Origin of the sequence: Synechococcus sp. KORDI-100 (genome assembly GCF_000737535.1) — a bacterium.
In the GTDB taxonomy this organism is placed as follows: domain Bacteria; phylum Cyanobacteriota; class Cyanobacteriia; order PCC-6307; family Cyanobiaceae; genus Parasynechococcus.
Map to the genome: position 1 here is coordinate 1,055,583 of NZ_CP006269.1, position 19,770 is coordinate 1,075,352.

Genomic DNA, 19,770 nt, shown 5'->3' on the forward strand with positions numbered 1-19,770 from the left:
TGCCATCGGACAGGGGGGCAAATCAGCACATATTTTGGCTTTGCGTTTTATGAATCTTCTGGCCCCTCTTGAGGGTCGTTGCTAGTCAAGCAGCGGCCCACTTGCTGATTGTTTTTCTGGGCAGGACGTTTCTTTAATGCATTGATGAATGCAGCTGCTATCTTGAATTGAAAGAGTCTTTACATCATGATCTTTACCGCCAAAGCTTTGTTGGAAGGCCTTGTGAGTGGGTCGTCGGTCCAGTTTTATGGCCCACCAGCAGGGATCCCAGACTCAGTTCCCGATACGTCCAGCATTCCCGATACGTCCGGCATTCCAGATACGTCTACGTCCGGCATTCCAGATACGTCTACGTCCGGCATTCCAGATACGTCTACGTCCGGCATTCCAGATACGTCTACGTCCGGCATTCCAGATACGTCCATTCCAGAAGGTATCCCAGCTGGCCTAGATGCCGGTCCAATTCCTAATATTAATACTGATATTCCGGGCCTTTCTGATTTAATCAGTGGCAGTGGTGGTTCCATTCCTGATCCGTCAGGTCAGCCTGATCCGTCAGGTATGCCGCCTGATCTTTCAAGTTATTTGCCCAGTCAGATCGGTGAACTGAATCCGGAGCAATTTGCTGATTTCACGCCTGACATGATCGGTGATTTCAGCCCTGATCAGTTTGCAGAGCTGTCACCGGATTTGATCAAGGGTTTTGACCCGAATCAATTCACTGCATTGGATCCCAGTGCTTTCGCTGGCTTTCAGGCCGATCAGCTCAGCAGCCTGCCTGCGAAGTTGGCCGGGGAATTCACTCCTGAGATGTTTGCAGAGTTGCCTGAAGATGCCATTGCAGGTTTTAAAGCCAAGGCCTTCGCTTCTCTGCCCACAGACGTATTTGCTGAGTTTGATCCCGGGCAGTTCGGGGAATTGTCTTCAAAGCTGATCAAATCAATCAGTGCAGAACAATTCTCAGAGCTTGCGAATGGCGTGATGAAATCGATGGATGTTGATCAATTTATGGCTCTTTCGCCAGACGCTTTTGGCGGTTTTCAGGCCAATCAGCTCAAGAGCCTTCCCATGGATCTTGTCCAGGAGATGACGGCAGACATGTTTGCTGAATTGCCAGCTGATGCGATTTCTGGTTTGAAAGCGAAAGCATTTTCGGCGTTGTCCTCAGAGGCATTGGGTGCATTCGATGCAGGTCAGTTCTCTGAACTGTCTGCCAAGGTGATGAAGTCGATGACCGCTGGCCAGTTCGACAGTCTTTCCCCGGATGCCTTTGCTGGTTTCCAGTCCAGTCAGATCAAGAAAATCAAAACAAAGCTGTTGGCTGGAATGGATTCTGACTTGTTTTCAGAAATCAATCCTGATGCTTTTTCTGGGTTCTCGCCTGGGAAGATCAATGCGCTCCCTGATGAATTGATTGGAACGATCAGTCCAGACCAGTTGTCTTCTTTCAAGCCAGCTCTCTTTAAAAAGATGGATGGGAGTTTAATCGAGTCTTTCCGGCCCAAGGCGATCAAGGGAATGACCCCTGAGCAGGCTGAAAAGATGAATAAAGTTGTGGCTAGTAATTTTGATCGTGATCAAATTCAGTCGATTAAACCAGAATGTCTAGACGCAATGCCGAGAGGGATTTTCAATCTTCTTGAAGATGATCTTTCTGCCTCCCAGCTTAATGGCTTGGAGAATTTGTGATACTGGAGACATCATCTTCTCCAAGGGAAGATGATGGTGGTTTGGTTATACAGTTAACTACCCCTCTTGAATCAACAGAAGGGAGTCCTGCAGGGCTCCTTTTTTGATGTGGAAAAGCCCTATTTCGCTTCCATCCAGTTCGCTCCGGCTCCCGTTTCTGCCACCAGAGGAACACTGAGCTGGATGGCGCTCTCCATCGTTTGCACCACAAGCTCTCGGGTGGTCTCGAAGGCATCCGGTGCCACTTCCAGCACCAGTTCATCGTGCACCTGGAGCAGCAGTTGGGCCGGAAGTCCTTGGCTCTGCAGGGCTGCCTGCAGCTGCACCATCGCCACTTTGATGATGTCAGCGCTCGATCCCTGAATGGGAGCGTTGGCAGCGGCCCGAAGCTGTTGGGCCTCCATGCCGCCGCGGCGGGCCACATCCAGCTCGATCTCCAGCGGGTCCTTGCCCAGCAGACGCCCCAGGCCGTTGCGGTCGAAATGGAACGGGCGCCGGCGGCCGAGGATGGTTTCCACGTAGCCGCGGCTCAACGCCAGTCGTTCCTGCAGTTCAAGGAAGGCGAACACCTTCGGGTAGCGCTGTTTGTATTTGGCCAGGAACTCCTTGGCGTCCATCTGGCTGACGCCGGTCTCCCGCGCGAAGCGCTGGGCTCCCATGCCGTAGATCACACCGAAGTTGATGGTCTTGCCAAGGCGTCGTTCATCAGCGCTCACCTCGTCCTTGTCCAGCAACAGGCGCGCCGTCAGGGCGTGCACGTCGTCGCCACTGCGATAGGCCTCCTGCAGAACCTCTTCGCCGGAGAGGTGGGTGAGGATGCGCAGCTCGATCTGGGAGTAGTCCGCGCTGAGCAGGGTCCAGCCCTCCTGGGGCAGGAACGCCTTGCGGATCCGGCGGCTGTACTCGGTGCGGACAGGAATGTTTTGAAGGTTCGGGTTGCTGCTGCTGAGCCGCCCGGTCGCCGTCACCGCCTGGTTGAAATCGGTGTGCACCCGTCCGGTTTCCGCCTCCACCAGCTGCGGCAGGGCATCGACGTATGTGCTCTTGAGTTTGCTGAGCACCCGGTGCTCAAGAACCAGCGGCACGACAGGGTGATCGTTGCCGAGCTTCTCGAGCACCGTGGCGTCCGTGCTGTAGCCCGTTTTGGTGCGTCGCGATTTTTTCCGGTCCAGCCCCAGGGTGTCGAACAGCAATTCGCCGAGCTGCTTCGGGGAGGCCAGGTTGAAGTCCACCCCTGCGGCTTCCTTGGCTTCGCTCTCCAGCCGCTGCAGGGTGCTGCCCATTTCCTCGGAAAGGTCCTTCAGGTAGGGCACATCAATCCGGATGCCGGTGGATTCCATCAGGGCCAACACCGGCTCGAGGGGCTGCTCCACCTGCTCAAGCAACTGGATCAGCGGCGCACCCATCGCTTCCAGTTGCTGACGCAGCAGCAGGGCGAGTCGACGGGTCACATGCACGTCCATCCCGCAATACAGGCTGGCTGGACCGATGGCTACATCGGCGAAGGTCTGCTTCTTGCCGACGAGATCGCCGTAAGCGGTCGGTGAAAAACCGAACTCCCGCTCCGCCATCACCTCCAGACCATGCTTCGCCGCGGCATCGCGCAGGTAGTCCGCCAGCAGCGTGTCCATCACCACGCCTTCAAGAGCCAGGCCATGGCGCAGCAGGATCAGGCGGTCGTATTTGGCGTTCTGGAGCGCTTTGGGATGGTCCGGGCTGGCCAGCCAGGGAGCGATGGCGGTGAGCACGCTCTCGAGCGGCAACTGCTGGGGCTGCTCTGTTGTGAGATCGCCTGAAGGCTGATGACCAATGGGGATGTATGCCATTGCGTCGAGGGCATCTCCCCAGCACAGGCCGATTCCCACAAGCTCTGCCTTGAAGGGATTGAGGTCTGTGGTTTCCGTGTCGAGGGCCACTGGCGCGCTGGCTTCGGTGCAGGCCATCAGCCGCTTCACCAGTTCGGCAAGGGCTGCCGCTGTTGTGATCAGCTGCGGCTGCAGTGCCGGCGTTGAACTGGTTTCAGCAGGCTCTTCGGCGGTCACAGCAGGACCGGCGGTTGTGTCCTGGGTTGCCGCTGGCTTGTGGTTGGCGGAGTATCCACCCACAGAGAACGCGGCAACGAATCCCTCCACCTGCCGCAGCAGGCTGTTGAGTTCCAGATCCTTCAGGCTCGTGCTGAGGGCATTGGCGTCCACCGCAGCCAGGCCCAGGTGTGGATCGTCCGGCAGGGGAATGTCCACCAGAATTTCCGCCAGCTTTCGGGAGAGATAGGCGTTGTCGTGATCGTTGCGCAGCTTGCCCTTCAGGGCGCCTTTGATCGCGCCGCGGCTGGCTTTGGGACCCTCTGCCTCCACCTCGGAGAGCGCCACGTAAACGGCATCGAGATCGCCGTTTTCCTTGAGCAGATTGATCGCCGTTTTGGGACCCACCCCCCGCACACCGGGGATGTTGTCGGAGCTGTCTCCGGTGAGGGCCTTGAGGTCAACAACCTTCTCAGGCATCACCCCAAGCTTGCCCAGTACCCCCTTCTCGTCGATCAGGGTCGGGCCACTGTTTTTGGCATAGGGACCACCACCCATGTAGAGGACGGCGATGTCGCGCTTGTCGTCCACCAGCTGGAACAGGTCGCGATCCCCGGAGAGGATCCGCACGCTCCAGCCTTCCGTCGCACCGCGCTGTGCAAGCGTCCCCAGCACGTCGTCAGCCTCGTAACCCGGGGCCATGCAGAGGGGTAACTGCAGTTGCTCCCGCAGAATCAGCTGCAGTTGGTCGAGGTCCTGGAAGAACACCTCCGGGGCCACATCCCGGTGGGCCTTGTAGTTCGCATCGGCCTCATGGCGGAAGGTGGGTTCCGCGGTGTCGAAGGCGATGCACACCCCCTGGGGGTTGAGACTCTTGCCCGTATCCAGCAATGACTTGAGAAAGCCGTAGGTGACGCTGGTGGGTCGTCCGTCCTTGGTGGCGAGCCCCCCTTCTCCACCCTTGCTGAAGGCATAGAAACTGCGGAAGGCCAGTGAATGGCCATCAACGAGCAGCAGCAGGGGCTTGGGGGACGCCTCGGGCATGTTTCAGGTCTAGGCGGTGGGGCTCAGTCGCGGTCTTGCTTTGCCCAGGGGGGCAGGTCGATGAACACGCGGGTGCCGGGTTGCAAGCCTTTCAGAATGGCGGTCTGATCACCACTGCTGCTGCCCAGGTCCACGCTCTGGAAACGTGGCTGCTGGTCGTCTCCGACCAGCAGCACACCGGGAGTGCCGTTCTCAGTCACGATGGCCACGGTTGGCACCAGGGTGCGTGCCGGGCTGCGACCGGTCTGGAAATCGACGTCGGCGGTCATCCCGATCAGGAGCTTTGTGGGTGGATCGATCAGCTCGAGATCGACTTCAAACGACGTGACGTTGTCCTGCTTCTGAGCCCGTGGAGCGATTTCCAAGACGCGGGCTCTGAAACGTTCATCCGGGAAGGCTTCAACGCGAACCTCGGCCTCCTGCCCGATCACGATGCGTCCGATGTCGCTTTCAGGTACCCGGGCCACGGCTTCAAGCCCCTGGGACAGTTCCACAACGGAGGAACTGGTGGCTCCAGCGTTGGTGGATGCCGTGGTGGTCGGCGTGACGAACGCCCCTGGATCGGCGTAGCGCGCCGTGATCTTTCCAGGGAACGGAGCCCGGATCAGAAGCTGACGGCTTTCCTCTTCGAGTTGCTCGACCCGCTCCCGGGCTGCGATCACCTGGGCTTCAGCGGCAATCATGTCGCTGCGGACGGTGTTGAAGTCATCAGCACTCAGAACCCCGTCGCGAAAGAGGGACTCCCGGCGTTTGAAGTCGTCCTGCTTGGCACGGAAATTGGCGTCAGCCTGGCGCAGCAGAGCCCGTCGTTCATCGAGGCGGTCGACGATGTCTGCGCCATCCATGACCGCGAGAACCTGATCGGCTGCAACCTCATCCCCCTCATCCACCAGCAGCTGGTCCAGCAACCCGCGATTGCGAGGACTCACATTGACGCGTCGGATGGCTCTCAGCTCTCCGCTTGCAGTCACCACCCCCGAGAGCGACCCACGTGTGGCTTCCACGGTGAAAGGGGTCAGATCGCGGGAGCGGTTGCGTAAGGGGCCGAACCGCCAGAACAGGCCACCACCGGCGAGCACCGCCACAAGCAGAACAATCAGTCCCGCGCGACGGTTGCTGCGTTTGGCACTGGGCTGGGGCAATCCCAGCAGGGGCTCCTCCATGGGCGGAGACGTGGGTCGTTGCTCGATCCGCACCATTGGGCCACAAAAGTTCACAACATTGTTGCGCCCTGCCGGTAGATTCCGGCCCATGCTCAAAGCTGGAATTGTCGGGCTGCCCAACGTCGGCAAGTCCACCTTGTTCAACGCGCTTGTCGCCAATGCCCAGGCGCAGGCTGCAAATTTCCCCTTTTGCACGATTGAACCCAACGTGGGGACGGTGGCGGTACCGGATGAGCGCCTCGATCAGCTCACCAGGCTCAGCAACAGTCAGAACACGATTCCCACGCGGATGGAGTTCGTGGATATCGCAGGCCTTGTGAAGGGTGCGAGCCAGGGGGAAGGCCTTGGCAACAAGTTTCTCGCCAACATCCGTGAGGTGGACGCCATCGTCCATGTGATTCGTTGTTTCGATGATGACGATGTGATCCATGTCTCAGGCTCCATCGGCCCGACCCGCGATGCCGAGGTGATCAATCTTGAGCTGGGCCTGGCTGATCTGGCCCAGATCGAAAAACGACGGGAGCGGCTGAAGAAACAGATGCGCACCAGCAAGGAGGCCCAGGTAGAAGATGCAGCTCTTGAGAGGATTCTGCAGGTCCTCGAGCAGGGCGGAGCTGCGCGCAGCGTTGATCTCAGCCCCGAGGAGGCAGCGATGCTTCGCCCCCTCGGGTTGTTGACGGCCAAGCCGATCATTTACGCCACCAATGTCAGCGAGGAAGAGCTCGCCGAGGGCAACGGCTACTGCGAGGAGGTGAGCGATCTGGCAGCCAAGGAAGCGGCTGAGACAGTGCGGATCTCAGCGCAGGTGGAAGCGGAGCTGATTGAGCTGGGGGACGACGAGCGCAGCGATTACCTCGAAGGTCTCGGAGTCAGTGAAGGCGGGCTGCAGAGCCTGATCCAGGCGACGTATCGCTTGCTTGGTCTGCGCACCTATTTCACGACCGGTGAGAAGGAGACCCGTGCCTGGACCTTCAAGGCCGGCATGACGGCACCCCAGGCCGCCGGGGTGATTCACACCGATTTCGAACGGGGCTTCATACGTGCCCAAACCATCGGCTGGGAGAAACTCCTCAATGCCGGCTCACTTTCAGAGGCTCGAAACAAGGGCTGGTTGCGCAGCGAAGGGAAGGACTACCTCGTCGAAGAGGGGGATGTGATGGAGTTCCTGTTCAACGTCTAGCCGGGGGATGGGCATGAATGTCCTTCAGCCAACCAGTGTCGGCTGAATTCTTGACAGCATCCTTTCGACGGAGTCGCTGATCAGATGCCAGGGCTGAGGGTGGCAACGATGCTCAATCATGCGAACGAGATGATCGGCGATGGCGTGCATCCTGAGTTCTTCGTTCAGGGACGTCGGTCGGTAGCGGCATCGCTTGCGTTCCAGGAGCTGCTTGTCGTTTGGGAAGGCCTTGTCCCAGCGGCACCCCCAGACCTCCTTGGCGAAGCGCTGGTTGTGGGCCTGGAAGTGCGCATAGGTGGAGCGGGCCAGCGGTCGGTTAAATCCCCAGAACGAGGGATCGCTCCAGCCTCTCCAGGCTTCCTCCTTGAGGATGATCTTGGAGGAGCCTTCGATACGGCGGTGACTGATGCCCTGCCCCTGGAGCTTTTGGCTCAGCAAGCGCGACAGCCAGACGCCGCGAATTCCCGGGCTGCGGTTGTAAGAGCGTTGGCTCCCACGTTTCCAGGATTTGTTGGTGGGGAGGCCGAGTTCCTCTAGAAATTGATCAAAAGGATCCTGATTGTTCTGCCTGAAGGGAATGAATTGAAGCTTCAACCCCTTTTTTCTGGCATTCAGAAGTGGTTGGAAATGGCTCCAGAAATCGAATAAATCACCTCGTTTCTCAATCTCTCCGCGCTCATGGCTTTCTCCTGGCAGGCGTCCGATGATGGCTGCTTCCAGAAAATCTTCAAATGTCTGGCTGTGATAAAAACGTCTGAGTGAGTATGTGTATCTTGAGTTGATGTAATCAAGTTGTGTGCGAATGAAAATGACAATCTCGAGTTCGAAGCCCTTCTTTTGAGCAAGTCGCTGAAGGGTTTTGAGTGTCTTCGGATCGTTTAAGGGAACCGCAAATTGCTCGGCGCTGATCAGTAAATTCTTGCCTTTATCTTTGTGTGAATTGAGGTGTACTTTAAGCGGATTCCAGTTGCCATTGCAAAGGTCACGGGCGAGCACTTTGAACGTCTTTGACCCCTTTGGATAGTCATAGATAAACCCTTGCTCGTTGAGTTTGGTTTGATTCTGAAAAAGACGATCCTGGATATACGTGGAGGCTGTTTTATGCGTGCCGGCGTGAATGACGAGTCTCGCTGCCATCAATCCGGTGCTGGTCTGGTTTGTTGAAGCGATTTGTTTAGCACGCTGCCTCGGTGCTTCTCATTCAGTTCGTCCCGGAGGCTGTCCTTCTGCTCACTGTTGTTTTGCTCGCACTGGTGGCGTCACAGGTAAGGTCGGCCGATCGATGGGTCGAACAGAGATGGTTCGCTGGAATCAGGTGATCTGGTGCGCCATCGGTTCAGTATCGATGGGCTTGCTTCTGCCTCCCGTTGCCGAGGCTCTGATGTTCACGGTCCGTCCCGGAACGGTGTTTGCCAGCAAGCCCAGCTACAAGGCGGCCGATCGTCTCTCGATTGAAGCGATCGAGACGATCGTGGAGGGCCCGGCTCTCGAGCAAAAGGACACGTTCTGCCTCTACAACCTGTTCGATCGTCAGGGCAAGCCTCTATCCCCCGAGCGGGCCTGGATTCCCTGCCACAGCATCGACAAGATGTTCCCGGCTCCCTGAACTGTCAAAGCGCGGCCTGAGTTGGTACGCCGTTGGGAGCATGGCCAGACAGGCCACCGCCATGCCCAGCCAGAGCAGGAGGCCGTGACCCTGTTGGTCCAGAAGTGCTCCGCCCAGCAGGGGAGCAACCACGGCGCTGATGGCGAAGCACTGGGAAAACAACGCCATGGCAAAGCCTCGATGCTGGGGAGGGGTTTCCTCGATCACCGCTTCCGTCGCTGTCGGCAGAAAAGCGGCCTGAGCAAGAGCCATCGGCAGCAAGGCCAGCACGACCAAGGTGGTTCCAGAGGACGTCAGCGCCGAGACACCAAGCAAGAGGCAGGCCAGACTGAAGCTGGACAGGCTGAGGCCGAGGCCGAAACCGACGCTGCGCTCTGCCAGCCAGCGTCCGACTGGCCACTGCAGGATCACCAGCAATGACAGCTGGAGGGCGATGAGCCCGCCGCTGGACGTTTCACTCAGGCCAGGTCGTTCGAGTCCGCCACGCACAAGATCGATCGGTAAGGCGCTCTGTTCGAGGGAGAGGATTCCAGTCGCCATGATGCTGATCGCAAGCACCGGAAGAAGTGGCAGCAACCACGTTGGCTTGAGGCGCGGTTCCGGGGTCTGTCTCTGTCGCGCTTCCGCAGTGCTGCTGCGCTCATCCAGCAGAGGGTTCAGGCTGATCAACACCAGGACTGCAATCATGCAGATCGCTTCGACCCCGTAGATCAGTCGCAGCGTTCCCAGCCAGGCGCAGAGTGAGCCGATCAGGGCGCCAATCCCGAAACCGAGAGCATCAGAACTTCTCACCAGGGCGTATCCCCTTCCGGATGGCACCGCCCCACAGCTGAGCGGCACCGCCAGTTCAATCGCGGGCCAGTACAGACCGGCTGCTGATCCCAGCAGAATCTCACCAGCGACAAAACCGCCGTAACTGTCAGCCCTGAAGAGGGTGATGTCGGCCAGCACGGCCAGGATGGTCGTGAATCTGATCGGCCAGGAACAGGACAAGCCGCGATCGAGAAGGGCTCCGCTCAGCAGCCGCACAACCGTGCCGACAAGGGCGGAGAGAGCCAGGCCACTGCCGACCTGGCTGGCAGAGAAGTCGATGGCGTGGAAGACCATGGGCGTCATGAACACCACGCCTCCGGCACCGATTGAGGCCAGCAACCGGAGCCGTGTCACATTCCTCAGGCCTGGTGGAAACTGGTTCCACCACCGCAGAGGCTCGGGAATTCTTGCGCGGACGCTCAGCAGGACGACAACTGGCAATGGGGCTGCTGAGCAGTCTGCTGGTCCTGAACGCAGGATCGTGGCCGTCCAGGGCAGCTGAGCGCCTGGAAGTTGAGATCGATGCTGTGGTGCTTCCTGTGAAGGTGAGCGAGCTTGGCGCCTGGGTTCGATCTGGAGGGAGAAGCCGGTCCGAGTTGAACACCTGGCTGAAGCTGCTGGATGAGGACAGCAGGGCTGGTCTGATGCGCCTTCTGGAGGCACCGGTTCTCACCCAACGCAGTCTTGGTCAGCAGATCCTCCGCAGCTGGGCCGCTGGGCCATTGCTCGATGCTTTGCGTGAGTTGATTCGCGTGGAGGGGAGCCGCCCGGTCAGCAGTGAAGAAGTGCTGGCCACGCTCGAGGCGTTGCTGCGTCGCCAGAAGATTGTTTCAACGTTGGATCTGCTTGAGGCCCTGCCCAGTGAACGGTTGCGGCTGGATCTCGACGCTCTGGTGTTGGCGGCTTCCCGCTGGCGCCGGCAGATGGAGCGACATCAGCGACTGACCTCCAATCTGGCGAGCTCGTCGTCGATCAAGTGGCCGCTTGATCGGGAGACCGAGACGGCCTCCGGAAGCACCATGAGCACCCTGCGGTTGCCTGCTGCCCACCGGCCCGGGGGACTCAGGGTTCAGCGCTTGATGCCCACGAAACGCCCTGAAACATCCGATGGTGTCTGGGTGCTGCTGATGCCTGGCCTGGGAGGGGACCCCGAGCATTTTCACTGGTTGGCCAGAGCCCTTGTTGAGCAGGGCTGGCCTGTGGCTGTCCTGGAGCATCCCGGTAGTGATGCCGCCGCAGTTCAAGCGCTTCTGGAGGGACGTCAACCGTTCAGGGGGGCCGAGGCGCTCCGTCAGAGAGTGCAGGACATGAACGTGGTGATCCGCTCTCAGCGCTCCGGTGCTTTGGCCATCCCCGGTCAAAGGGTGGTCTTGATCGGTCATTCCCTGGGCGCACTCACGGCGCTTCTGGCCACAGGGATTTCCCCAGCGGATGGGTTGTCCGACCGCTGCAGCGAGGCGCTGGGGGACCTGCCGCTGACCAACCTCTCGTTGCTGCTGCAGTGTGAGTTGGCGGCAGCAGGCGTCTTGAAGCCCCCGCCTCCGATCCCATCCGTGCAGGCGATCGTGGGCCTCAACAGTTTCGGCAGCCTGATCTGGCCGTCATCTCGCGCGATCTCCATGAGGCAGCCGTTGCTTCTGATCGGCGGCACGCTCGATCTCATCACGCCGCCGCTCAATGAGCAGCTCGACCTTCTGGATGCACTGGGATCTCATCCAGCCAGTCGGGCCGTGATTGTGGAGGGCGCCAGTCACTTCTCTCCCATACGGGTGGAGGGACAACAAGGGGCGGCCAACGCCAATGACCTGTTCAAGCTGAGTGAGGAACTGGTCGGCGTCCAGCCCCTGCTGGTTCAGCAGTTGATGATCAGGGAACTGATCACCTTCCTCAGGCAGGTGGAGAGGTCTGAACCCATGGGAGCGTCAGAGCATCTCCAGGCCGATTCAATTCGATGGCATCGCCTGAACCGCGACGACGCCAGGGGGTTTGTTCAGCAGAGTCAGTAGCGGATTCTTGGATCGAGTGCGGCCACCAGCAGATCCACAGCAACGCTGACCAGCACCACCAGCGCTGCGATCACCACGACGATCCCCTGAACAACGGGGTAGTCACGCTGGTTGATCGCTTCCTGCAGGCGCAGGGCAATGCCCGGCCAGGAGAAGGTCACTTCGATCAGCAGGGCGCCGCCAATCAAAGACGCCACTGTGATGCCAGCGATGGTGAGGACCGGCAGCAAGGCATTGGGAAGACCGTGACGGAGCACCACCAGTCGCTCGCTCAGGCCACGGCTGCGTGCTGCCTCGACGTAGTCACTCCTCAGGGTTCGTCGCAGGTTCAGTCGCAGAGCCGTGGTGAAGGTTCCACTCAGCAGCAGGGCGAGTGTTCCGGCCGGAAGGATCAGATGGCGAATGGCGCCTCGCAGGGCCAGCCAGTCGGCGCTGCGGATGCTGTCGAAGAGATAGAACCCGCTTCCTTCCGGTGGTAACAGGCTGGGAGGGAATCGACCTCCCACCGGCAACCATCCAAGGCTGACTGCGAACAGGAGCTGAACCAGCATGGCAACCCAGAACGGTGGCAAGGCGTAGGTTCCGAGTCCGTATAGGCGGCCTGAGAGATCCAGCTTCCCTTCCGGGCGGGCGATTCCGCTGAAGCCGATGCTCAGGCCGATCACTGCGGCTGCGATCAACGCGATCACACTCAGTTCCAGGCTGGCTGGCAAGGTGCGCCCGATGATTGTTTGCACCGGCTCTTGGTTGATCAGAGCCTGGCCAAGATCTCCATGGAGGAGACCCCGGAGATAGCCGAGGTACTGATCCAGCAAAGACTGATCCAGGCCCAGTCGGGCCCGCATGGCAGCCTTGGCCGCTGCCGGAGCCCGGCTGCCCAGCACGGCATCCACGGGATCACCCGGGGCCACTCTCAGAAGCAGAAACACCAGCGTGGCGATCAGCCAGAGCATCACGGGAGCGAGCCCGAGCCGCGTGGCGCTGTAGCGGAGAAGCTCGCGAGCGCGTCCCATCAGCCGTCTCTTCTGAGCTGGTGCAGAAGAACTCTGCCGCTGCCATCAAATTCAGGCGTGCTCAGGTTGGTTTGCCCCCACGCTCGTGGTGCTTCAAGCCAGACCGGGATGTAGGCAGATCCTTTTGCCGTCATCTCCTCCACCGTTTGCAACGGTTCCAGGCGTGCCGGACCCCGCAAGGCATCGCTGGCCTTCAGTGACTGTTCCAGCCCTGGCGCCGACCAGAAGCTGCCACTGATGGCGGCTTCGCCGTCCTGACAGATGTTCCCTTCCGAGGAGACGCAGCTCAGCAACGGTGTGAGATAGGCCTCAGGGTCGGGATACTGGCCGCTCCAGTCGAGGATGACCGACTTGTAGGCACCTTTGTCGAGCTGTCGGTAGATGGTGGTTGATTCCACCCCATCAAGGTTGAGCACGAGACAGTCGTCGAGGTCGCGCTGGACCTGGGCCTGCCATGTCAGAGCCAGAAGTTTGTCGGCGGGAACGTTGGAGCGGAAGGTCAGCGGGATCGTGAGCAACTTGTCGCCGCAGTATCCCGCCTGGCTCAGCAGCCGTCTGGCAGCTTGTGGATCGTGGCTTGGCCAGCTGGGCTGATCGCCGCCAGGCAGGCCTGGGGGAACGAGGGACCTTAGTGGTGTTCTCAGTCCGTAACTCACGCGTGTGCTGATTTCCTCCCGGTTGAGGCTGAGGGCCAGAGCGCGGCGCAGGCGTTGGTCCTTCAAGGGCTCGGCGTTGCTGAGCAGGGTGATGTAGCCGATGCCGGTGGCAGGGCCGATCCCCTCATGCAAGGCACCGGTCTTAGCCATTTCATGGAGGGCGTGACGCTGGTCTTCGTCAATCGAGGCGGACAGAAGAACATCCACCTCGCCACTGCGCAGGGCTCCATAGAGGGCTGTGGAGTTACTCAGCGTGATCAGGTCGAGTCCGTCGTTGCTCGGAGGCTGTCCCCAGTAGCGATCAAAGGGTTCCAGCCGTTGCTGGTGTTCACTGAAACTGGTGAGGCGGTATGGACCGGTGCCGACGAACCGGTCATGCAGGAATCGGTCCTGATGCTCGCTGTAAGCCGTCGGTGAAATCGGCGTCAGGTTCAGTGAGGTCAGCAGACCTTCCAGGGACGTGGAGCGTCGGTTGAGGTTGAGGCGCAGGGTGTAGGGATCCTCCACCTCGATCGAAGCGATCCTGTCGCCAACGACATAGCTGAGGGTTCCAATGCTCAGGAATCGGCGCAGGCTGAAGGCCATCGCCTCTGCATTGAAACGGGTGCCGTCGTGGAACAGAACGTCCCGGCGCAGCGGAATCGTGACGGTGCGTCCATCAGCACTGATCCGGGGCAATGTCGACGCCAGTCGTGGTTCAAGTTGACCGTTGGAATCCAGTGCGTAGAGAGGATCACCCAGAGCGCTGAGCAACTGGATGGTGCTGCCGCCGTTGGCCTGGGATGGATCGAGTGAGCTGATGCGGCCGGCGGACGCAACAGTCAGGCGGCTGTCCCAGCGCGGGGCCATGCAGGCGGCCTGGCTGATGCAGAGGCCAATGACGGTCAGGAGGTGGATCCCGGTCCGATGCAGCACGCCAGTCGTCCGATCCGCTCGGCAGCTATTTAACAGCCGATCGTCGAGATCTGGTTGAAGGAGATCTCAAACACGGGTGATCCCTTCGCCTCCAGCGGCCAGCGACGCACCCAGCAGCGATCGTGCTCTTCATCGACGCCGATCACCTGGTAAGTGTCGTTGTCCACGCTCTTCTGATCATCACCCAGCAGGTTGACACGGTCACCCTGGTTCACAGTCATGGTGTGCGGATGGTCCGAAAGACTGCAGCCTTGGCTGGCTTCGGTTGTGATGGCGTTCGACATGAACGTTCCGAGCACAGAACGGAAAAACCGTTCTGAATTTGAGGAAGATCTTGACACTCTGAAGCATCCACTGGGGTGTTTGCCAGCCCCTGCAGGTGTTGATTGGCTTGTTTTCGCTGTTCAGAGGCAGCCCAGATGGGCCGCAAGGCCGGAAATTTCAGGCATGGATTGAATTTCCTGCAAGGCATCGTCCATTTGTTTCTGGCTCACCTCATGAGTGATCACCACGATTTCCGCGCCTGCTTCGGTCGCGTTGAACTGAATGATTGATTGAATTGAAACAACGCGGTCACCGAAGCAGCTGCCGATCCTTCCGATGACACCGGGAGTATCGCTTGTGTGGAATCGGACATAGTGCTTCTGACGCACCTCTCCAGGATCGACAAGCCTGCATTGACGCCAGCTGTCTGCGGCCAGCAGCGGGTCCAGGCGGCCAGCGGATTCACTGGCTTGGCGAACCCCAGCAATGTTGAGGATGTCCGCCACCACGGCGGACGCGGTCGGACCTGTCCCCGCACCCGGGCCATAGAACATCACACGACCGATGGGGTCCCCTTCCACAAGGATGGCGTTGTTCACACCATTGACTCCAGCCAGAGGATGGTCGGTTGGCACCAGGGTGGGTTGAACCCGAAGGGACAGGGGCAGGACGTCGGAGGCGTCATCGCCGGACATCCGTTCCGCCACTGCCAGGAGCTTGACGCCATATCCCAATTTGGAGGCGTACTCCACATCGCGACCCTGCAGCCGGCTGATTCCCTCGGTGGGAACGCCACTTCGATCGATGGCGCCCCCAAAGGCCAGAGCAGCCAGGATCGCGATCTTGTCGGCAGCATCAAGACCGTCCACATCGGCTGCAGGATCGGCTTCGGCGTAACCGAGACGCTGAGCCTCAGCCAGCACCTCGGCATAGGCCACACCCTCATTGGCCATCCGCGTGAGGATGTAGTTGGTGGTGCCGTTGATGATTCCGCTGACGCGGTTGATCCGGTTCCCCCCAAGGGACTGTTTCAACGGTTCGATGATCGGGATGCCGCCCCCGACAGCGGCCTCAATCAGCACATACACGCCGGCAGCTGCTGCGGCATCGGCAATTTCGCGACCGTGACGTGCGATCACCGCCTTGTTGGCCGTGACGATGGATTTGCCGTTGCCGATGGCTTGCAGGATCAGGCTGCGCGCCGGTTCGATCCCTCCGATGACCTCCACGACCACATCCACACTGGGATCATTCACGACGGCCTGAGGATCTGTCGTGAGCAGATCTGCTGGCAGGTCAACCGGCCTTGGTCGCTCGAGGTCGCGGACGGCCACGCGAACCAGATCGAGGTCTGAGACCAGCGGATGCCGTTCAGCGGGGGACAGCAGGATCGATGCCACGCCACCACCCACCGTGCCCAGGCCAAGCAGCCCTACGCCGATCCTCGAACCCATTCCTGCAGTTCCGTCAACACACAACAACCGTCCGACTCTATGAATCGGCCGTTGGTTCGGCCTCCAGCGTTCTGGCCTGGTTCTGCATGGTTTTCAGGATGTTCAGAAAGCCATTGGCACGAGAGGGGGTGAGGCTGGCCTGAAGCCCGGTTGCTGCGATGAAGGCAGGATCAATCGCCTGCACCTCTCGGGGTGTCAGCCCGTTGAGCCCCTGGATCAAAAGAGCCAGGAGTCCCTTGGTGATCAGGGCATCGGAATCACCTTTCCAATGCATCACGCCGTTGCTCAGATCTCCCCGCACAAACACCTGTGAGACACAGCCACGCACCTTGATGTCGTCGGTCTGTTGATCCTGCGGCAGCGGATCGAGTTTCTTGGCGAGCCAGAGGACGTACTCGTAGCGGCGTTTGGGATCCGCCGTTCCGCCGAGACGCTCCACCATGCGATCGAGGGCCTCACTGCCGGTGCCGGGGGTCATGCCTTGGGGTGGTTCCTTCGGCGCTGCACGCTAACCAGCAGCCCGACGAGGACCAGCACAAGAGGACTCTGGACAACCTCATCCAGGTTCACCCTGCCGGCCTGGATCGGGACCTCGAGGTAGTCGCGATGGCCAGGGCCGCCATCCACCTGAAGGTCGTAGCGACCATCTTTCACGCCATCGAGATCAAGCCTGATCTGACCGGCCGCATCGGTTCTGCCGAGCTCCTCACCAGGTGTCCCGTCCGCTTGCAGAAGACGAATGACAGCCCCGGCCGCAGGCTCTCCGTTGGAAAACCGGCTGCTCAGTTCAAGATCACCATCGAGATAGTGGAGTGCGCTTTCGATCTGATGGGCCCGAAGCGGTGGTGCTGCAGCGACCGTGAGCAGAACCGCGGCAAGGAAGAGACGCATCAGTTGGAGGCCTGGAGGCTCATGATGCGGATGAAGACCCGATCAGGCCAGGCCCCTGTTCGCTGATCCAGCCGTTGAACGGGATATCCCATGGGTCCCGCGGCAGCAGCTCCTGGCTGACGCAGGTTTTGGGCAAGACGACCCAGGCCGGCACATTCGTCCAGTCCTGTCTGGAGCGCAGGCGGTCGTAGTAGCCACCGCCATAGCCGAGGCGAATCCCAGTCTTGTCCACAGCCAGGGCTGGAACGATCAGCAGTTGAAGTTGTTCGGGCTTCAGTGGGGGTTCGTCGACAGGTGCAGGGATGCCGCAACCGTCGCGCCCCTCCAGTGGCCTGCCGTCCCAGGGGCGATAGCTCAGTCCCCCCTGTCCATCGCTGCAGGGCAACGCCAAGTCCAATGCCCGCAGTTTCGGCAGGAGGGGTATCAGATCCGGTTCGCCGGGCAGCGGCCAGTAGAGACCAAGAAGGCCAGCTCCCGTGCGTAATCGTCCGTTGCCCCTGGATGGAAGCAGCCAATTCAGCAGCTCCGCGCGAATGGTCTCGTCATTCCGCTGCTGGCGGAGAGTGCGGAAATGGCGCCGCAGGATCCGTTTCTGGAAAGGGTCTTCGTTCACTCCAGCAGGCCCCAGCGCCCCATCAAAGGCAGATGCAGCGGCAGCTGCTTCTGATCCGGTGGCCAGAGCGCTTCGAGCTCCTGCTGGAAAGTGGCCATCAGGTCCTGGCATTGATGGTCGTTGCTGCGCAGAGCCGACCAGGTCCTGATGAAACCCAGCAGTTGTTTCGCTGTCCAGTTCAGCTCAATGCGCAGGTCATCGGGAACCTTTTGGCTTGACCCTGGAAAGGGCAGATCGGCATAACGCTTGTCCACGTGGACGCGTTCGGCTGGCCATAACCCCTGCAGACGCTCGTAATACAGCGCATCCAGCCAGTGCTGCAAAGGCTCGGGTGCCCCCTGCAGCGGGTCGTAGCCCAGCCATGCCAGCACTCCGCCAGGCTTCAGCACCCGGATCACCTCCTTGTTGAAGCGCGGAACATCGATCCAGTGGATTGCCGCAGCCACCACCACGGCTTCAAGACTCGAGGTCTGGAGGCCACTGTGTTCAGCGGGTGCCACCCGGTAGTGAATGCGGCTGTGGGCAGGTGCCGCAGCGATCTGGGCTGGACTGAGGTCGGTTGCCACCACCCGGTCAAATTCAGCGGCGAGGCCAACGCTTGCCTGGCCGCTTCCACAGGCTGCGTCCCAGCAGCACTTACGGCCTGGAGCCTGATCCGCCAGCCAACGGAACAGGGCACGGGGATAGCCAGGGCGGCAGCTTCGATATGAATCCGCGACAGCCTCGAACCAACCGTGGCGAGGTCTGCCGCTCATCACTGAAACCAGACGATCCCAGCCGAAGCCGAATGATTTTCTTCACTGTAAGCACCTAGTTGAATGATCGGCTAGCACATCTGTTCGGTTAATGGAGAAGACAATGGATCGATAGCAGTGGTCGAGGTTTCAGCTGCTTATCGCTGCAGTGATTGATTCGTTAGACGATTGATGTTCAACCCTTTTTACTGGATGTTGTCGAGTCAGCTGATTGCGAACGTTGAGATGCTGTCGACAGTGCATGCCCGCCAAACAAGCCTCTACGGGGCTGAGGGTTCCTGGGAAGGTGTTTCTGAGAGATGGTTTGAAGATCGATTGAGGGAAACTCCTGTTCTACAGGATTGGAAACGGTGGTTATCGGAAAACGTAGATGAATCGTACGCCGTCGATATCCGTGATGTATTGACTCCCCTTTCTTGAGCACTTCATTTGGTCTGTTTGATAATGGAAGCTCTCATAAGTTTCATTGTCGATAAAGGTGACGTTGCAGCTTCCATCCGGCGCCTCGTTGATGATTTCTGCGTAGTGATTTTGGTTCTCACGATCTGGGTATGTAACTGCAAAGATAGCATCAGTAATCGGTGTAATTGTGCACTTCATTCGTTCGTTTGCTTCATCAATGCAATACGATTGTGAATGTACGGCTCGTGGAGAAGCGATGACAAGTACAGATTGAATGATCAGACTTGTGATGAGCAGTGGGTAATTCATGGCCCTCGAATGTTCACTCAGGTCAACAGTTTAAATTCTTGACTCCCGTTTGAGGCAGCACAGTCGCAAAGACAATGCCTCAGGCTCTGGTTTGAAGATCGAGACGCCCAGACGTGGAGCGGAATGAAGCATCAGGTGCGACTTCACAGGGAGGATCCGCAGCCCATGGAGGGCATCCCCGCGGTAGACCATCGTCTGCCGACTGACGACCAGGGACGATGACGCATCAGGCTGGATGCAGGCTGTTTGCCCGACACAACGACAAACTCATTGAAGGAGCCAAGCCTGAATCGTATGAATCAGTTGAAACTGATCCTCTGATCAATCTGACCGTGCATCGTGGTTGAAACATCTCATTGCTGCTCATCTTCGCCCGTTCAGCTACTGCAGCCTGTGGTCAAGATCGTGGTGACGTCTGTCGAGGTGTTGCTGTCGTGAGCTTCTTGATGCAATGACAATCAAGCAAATCACATTGAACGTGTGTCATCAGGATTGAAAAACCGGATTGTTTGATCAGGCGTCTCTTCAGACGAATCAAGCCGGATGGTGACTGGTTGCAATGCCATGATCAAAAGTCGTGCTAATTTAATGGTGAGATTCAGAATGTGATGTTCAAAAAAATTCCGGCAGCACGACGTATCCTGATTTATGTAATTCTAAGTTATCTTGCGCTGGTTCTGGTTAACAACAGTGGGCTTGAATACGGCAATATGTGGTTGATCTATACACCGATGTTTGTCGCTATTTATATCTTCTCCCGCTGGCTCGACAGCCGCTTCGGCCCCATGAATGAGGCCTCGGCCGCCAGATCTGAAGACGTCAAGCCTTTGCTCAAGCCTGGGTCAAAAGACTGAGTGCGCCATCTTGTCAAAATTCTGATGCCAAGTTCTTTGGTTTGATTCAGGATTCAGCGAGCGTCCTCATCAGTCAGGTTTGTTGTGATCCTGCAGAAAGATTGGCAACGAAATCCCTGTGA

General features: G+C 59.1%; 17 protein-coding genes. 5 read left to right on the forward strand and 12 right to left on the reverse strand.

What is annotated here, in order from left to right; genetic code table 11:
• Window positions 1-186: 186 nt before the first annotated feature.
• On the forward strand, window positions 187-1,689 hold the full coding sequence (locus KR100_RS05295; RefSeq protein ID WP_156097920.1) for a hypothetical protein: 1,503 nt from the start codon (window positions 187-189) through the stop codon (window positions 1,687-1,689).
• Between the two features lie 119 nt (window positions 1,690-1,808).
• Here the strand turns inward: KR100_RS05295 and polA are convergent, their stop codons facing one another.
• Together polA and KR100_RS05305 are read right to left on the reverse strand one after the other, a co-directional pair.
• Window positions 1,809-4,754: a DNA polymerase I gene (gene polA, locus KR100_RS05300; protein WP_038543800.1), complete on the reverse strand. Its 2,946-nt coding sequence runs from the start codon at window positions 4,752-4,754 to the stop codon at window positions 1,809-1,811.
• 23 nt (window positions 4,755-4,777) lie between these two features.
• Window positions 4,778-5,953 (reverse strand): efflux RND transporter periplasmic adaptor subunit, encoded by a 1,176-nt coding sequence (locus tag KR100_RS05305; protein ID WP_038543804.1) that lies wholly within the window; start codon window positions 5,951-5,953, stop codon window positions 4,778-4,780.
• Between the two features lie 52 nt (window positions 5,954-6,005).
• Between KR100_RS05305 and ychF the strand changes: the two genes are divergently transcribed.
• The gene (gene ychF, locus KR100_RS05310) at window positions 6,006-7,097 is read left to right on the forward strand and encodes a redox-regulated ATPase YchF (protein WP_038543806.1); all 1,092 of its coding nucleotides are present in this window, start codon (window positions 6,006-6,008) and stop codon (window positions 7,095-7,097) included.
• A gap of 24 nt (window positions 7,098-7,121) precedes the next feature.
• On the opposite strand, the gene KR100_RS05315 is transcribed toward ychF, so the two are convergent.
• A complete protein-coding gene (locus KR100_RS05315; RefSeq protein ID WP_038543808.1) occupies window positions 7,122-8,234 on the reverse strand; it encodes a hypothetical protein in 1,113 nt (370 codons plus the stop codon).
• A 160-nt stretch (window positions 8,235-8,394) separates the two neighbouring features.
• Here KR100_RS05315 and KR100_RS05320 point away from each other — a divergent pair, with 160 nt between their 5' ends.
• Window positions 8,395-8,703, forward strand: coding sequence for a hypothetical protein (locus KR100_RS05320; protein WP_156097921.1), 309 nt, complete (start codon window positions 8,395-8,397; stop codon window positions 8,701-8,703).
• On the opposite strand, the gene KR100_RS05325 is transcribed toward KR100_RS05320, so the two are convergent.
• Entirely contained in the window at window positions 8,641-9,819 is a 1,179-nt protein-coding gene (locus tag KR100_RS05325) for an MFS transporter (protein ID WP_239420444.1), read from the reverse strand. The two genes, KR100_RS05320 and KR100_RS05325, sit on opposite strands and share 63 nt — an antisense overlap.
• Window positions 9,820-9,863: 44 nt before the next feature.
• Between KR100_RS05325 and KR100_RS05330 the strand changes: the two genes are divergently transcribed.
• Entirely contained in the window at window positions 9,864-11,522 is a 1,659-nt protein-coding gene (locus KR100_RS05330; protein WP_369793826.1) for an alpha/beta hydrolase, read from the forward strand.
• On the opposite strand, the gene KR100_RS05335 is transcribed toward KR100_RS05330, so the two are convergent.
• The 8 genes from KR100_RS05335 to KR100_RS05370 all read right to left on the reverse strand — a co-directional run bounded on the left by KR100_RS05335 (window position 11,516) and on the right by KR100_RS05370 (window position 18,083).
• On the reverse strand, window positions 11,516-12,535 hold the full coding sequence (locus tag KR100_RS05335) for an ABC transporter permease (RefSeq protein ID WP_038543814.1): 1,020 nt from the start codon (window positions 12,533-12,535) through the stop codon (window positions 11,516-11,518). The two genes, KR100_RS05330 and KR100_RS05335, sit on opposite strands and share 7 nt — an antisense overlap.
• Complete coding sequence (locus KR100_RS05340) at window positions 12,535-14,040, reverse strand: ABC transporter substrate-binding protein (protein ID WP_038548022.1); 1,506 nt, start codon at window positions 14,038-14,040, stop codon at window positions 12,535-12,537. The genes KR100_RS05335 and KR100_RS05340 overlap by 1 nt, the downstream gene beginning before the upstream one ends.
• A gap of 95 nt (window positions 14,041-14,135) precedes the next feature.
• Complete coding sequence (locus KR100_RS05345) at window positions 14,136-14,390, reverse strand: hypothetical protein (protein WP_038548024.1); 255 nt, start codon at window positions 14,388-14,390, stop codon at window positions 14,136-14,138.
• A 120-nt stretch (window positions 14,391-14,510) separates the two neighbouring features.
• On the reverse strand, window positions 14,511-15,824 hold the full coding sequence (locus tag KR100_RS05350) for a homoserine dehydrogenase (RefSeq protein WP_038543816.1): 1,314 nt from the start codon (window positions 15,822-15,824) through the stop codon (window positions 14,511-14,513).
• A 37-nt stretch (window positions 15,825-15,861) separates the two neighbouring features.
• Window positions 15,862-16,302 carry a SufE family protein gene (locus tag KR100_RS05355; RefSeq protein WP_038543817.1) on the reverse strand — a complete coding sequence of 147 codons (441 nt, stop codon included), beginning with the start codon at window positions 16,300-16,302 and terminating at the stop codon, window positions 15,862-15,864.
• The gene (locus KR100_RS05360; RefSeq protein ID WP_156097922.1) at window positions 16,299-16,715 is read right to left on the reverse strand and encodes a hypothetical protein; all 417 of its coding nucleotides are present in this window, start codon (window positions 16,713-16,715) and stop codon (window positions 16,299-16,301) included. Before KR100_RS05360 ends, KR100_RS05355 begins: the two co-directional genes overlap by 4 nt.
• A gap of 19 nt (window positions 16,716-16,734) precedes the next feature.
• Window positions 16,735-17,328: a 5-formyltetrahydrofolate cyclo-ligase gene (locus tag KR100_RS05365; protein ID WP_239420418.1), complete on the reverse strand. Its 594-nt coding sequence runs from the start codon at window positions 17,326-17,328 to the stop codon at window positions 16,735-16,737.
• Entirely contained in the window at window positions 17,325-18,083 is a 759-nt protein-coding gene (locus KR100_RS05370) for a class I SAM-dependent methyltransferase (protein WP_038543821.1), read from the reverse strand. The genes KR100_RS05365 and KR100_RS05370 overlap by 4 nt, the downstream gene beginning before the upstream one ends.
• A gap of 1,319 nt (window positions 18,084-19,402) precedes the next feature.
• Between KR100_RS05370 and KR100_RS05380 the strand changes: the two genes are divergently transcribed.
• Window positions 19,403-19,648 (forward strand): hypothetical protein, encoded by a 246-nt coding sequence (locus KR100_RS05380; protein WP_038543826.1) that lies wholly within the window; start codon window positions 19,403-19,405, stop codon window positions 19,646-19,648.
• The last annotated feature ends 122 nt before the right edge of the window (window positions 19,649-19,770 follow it).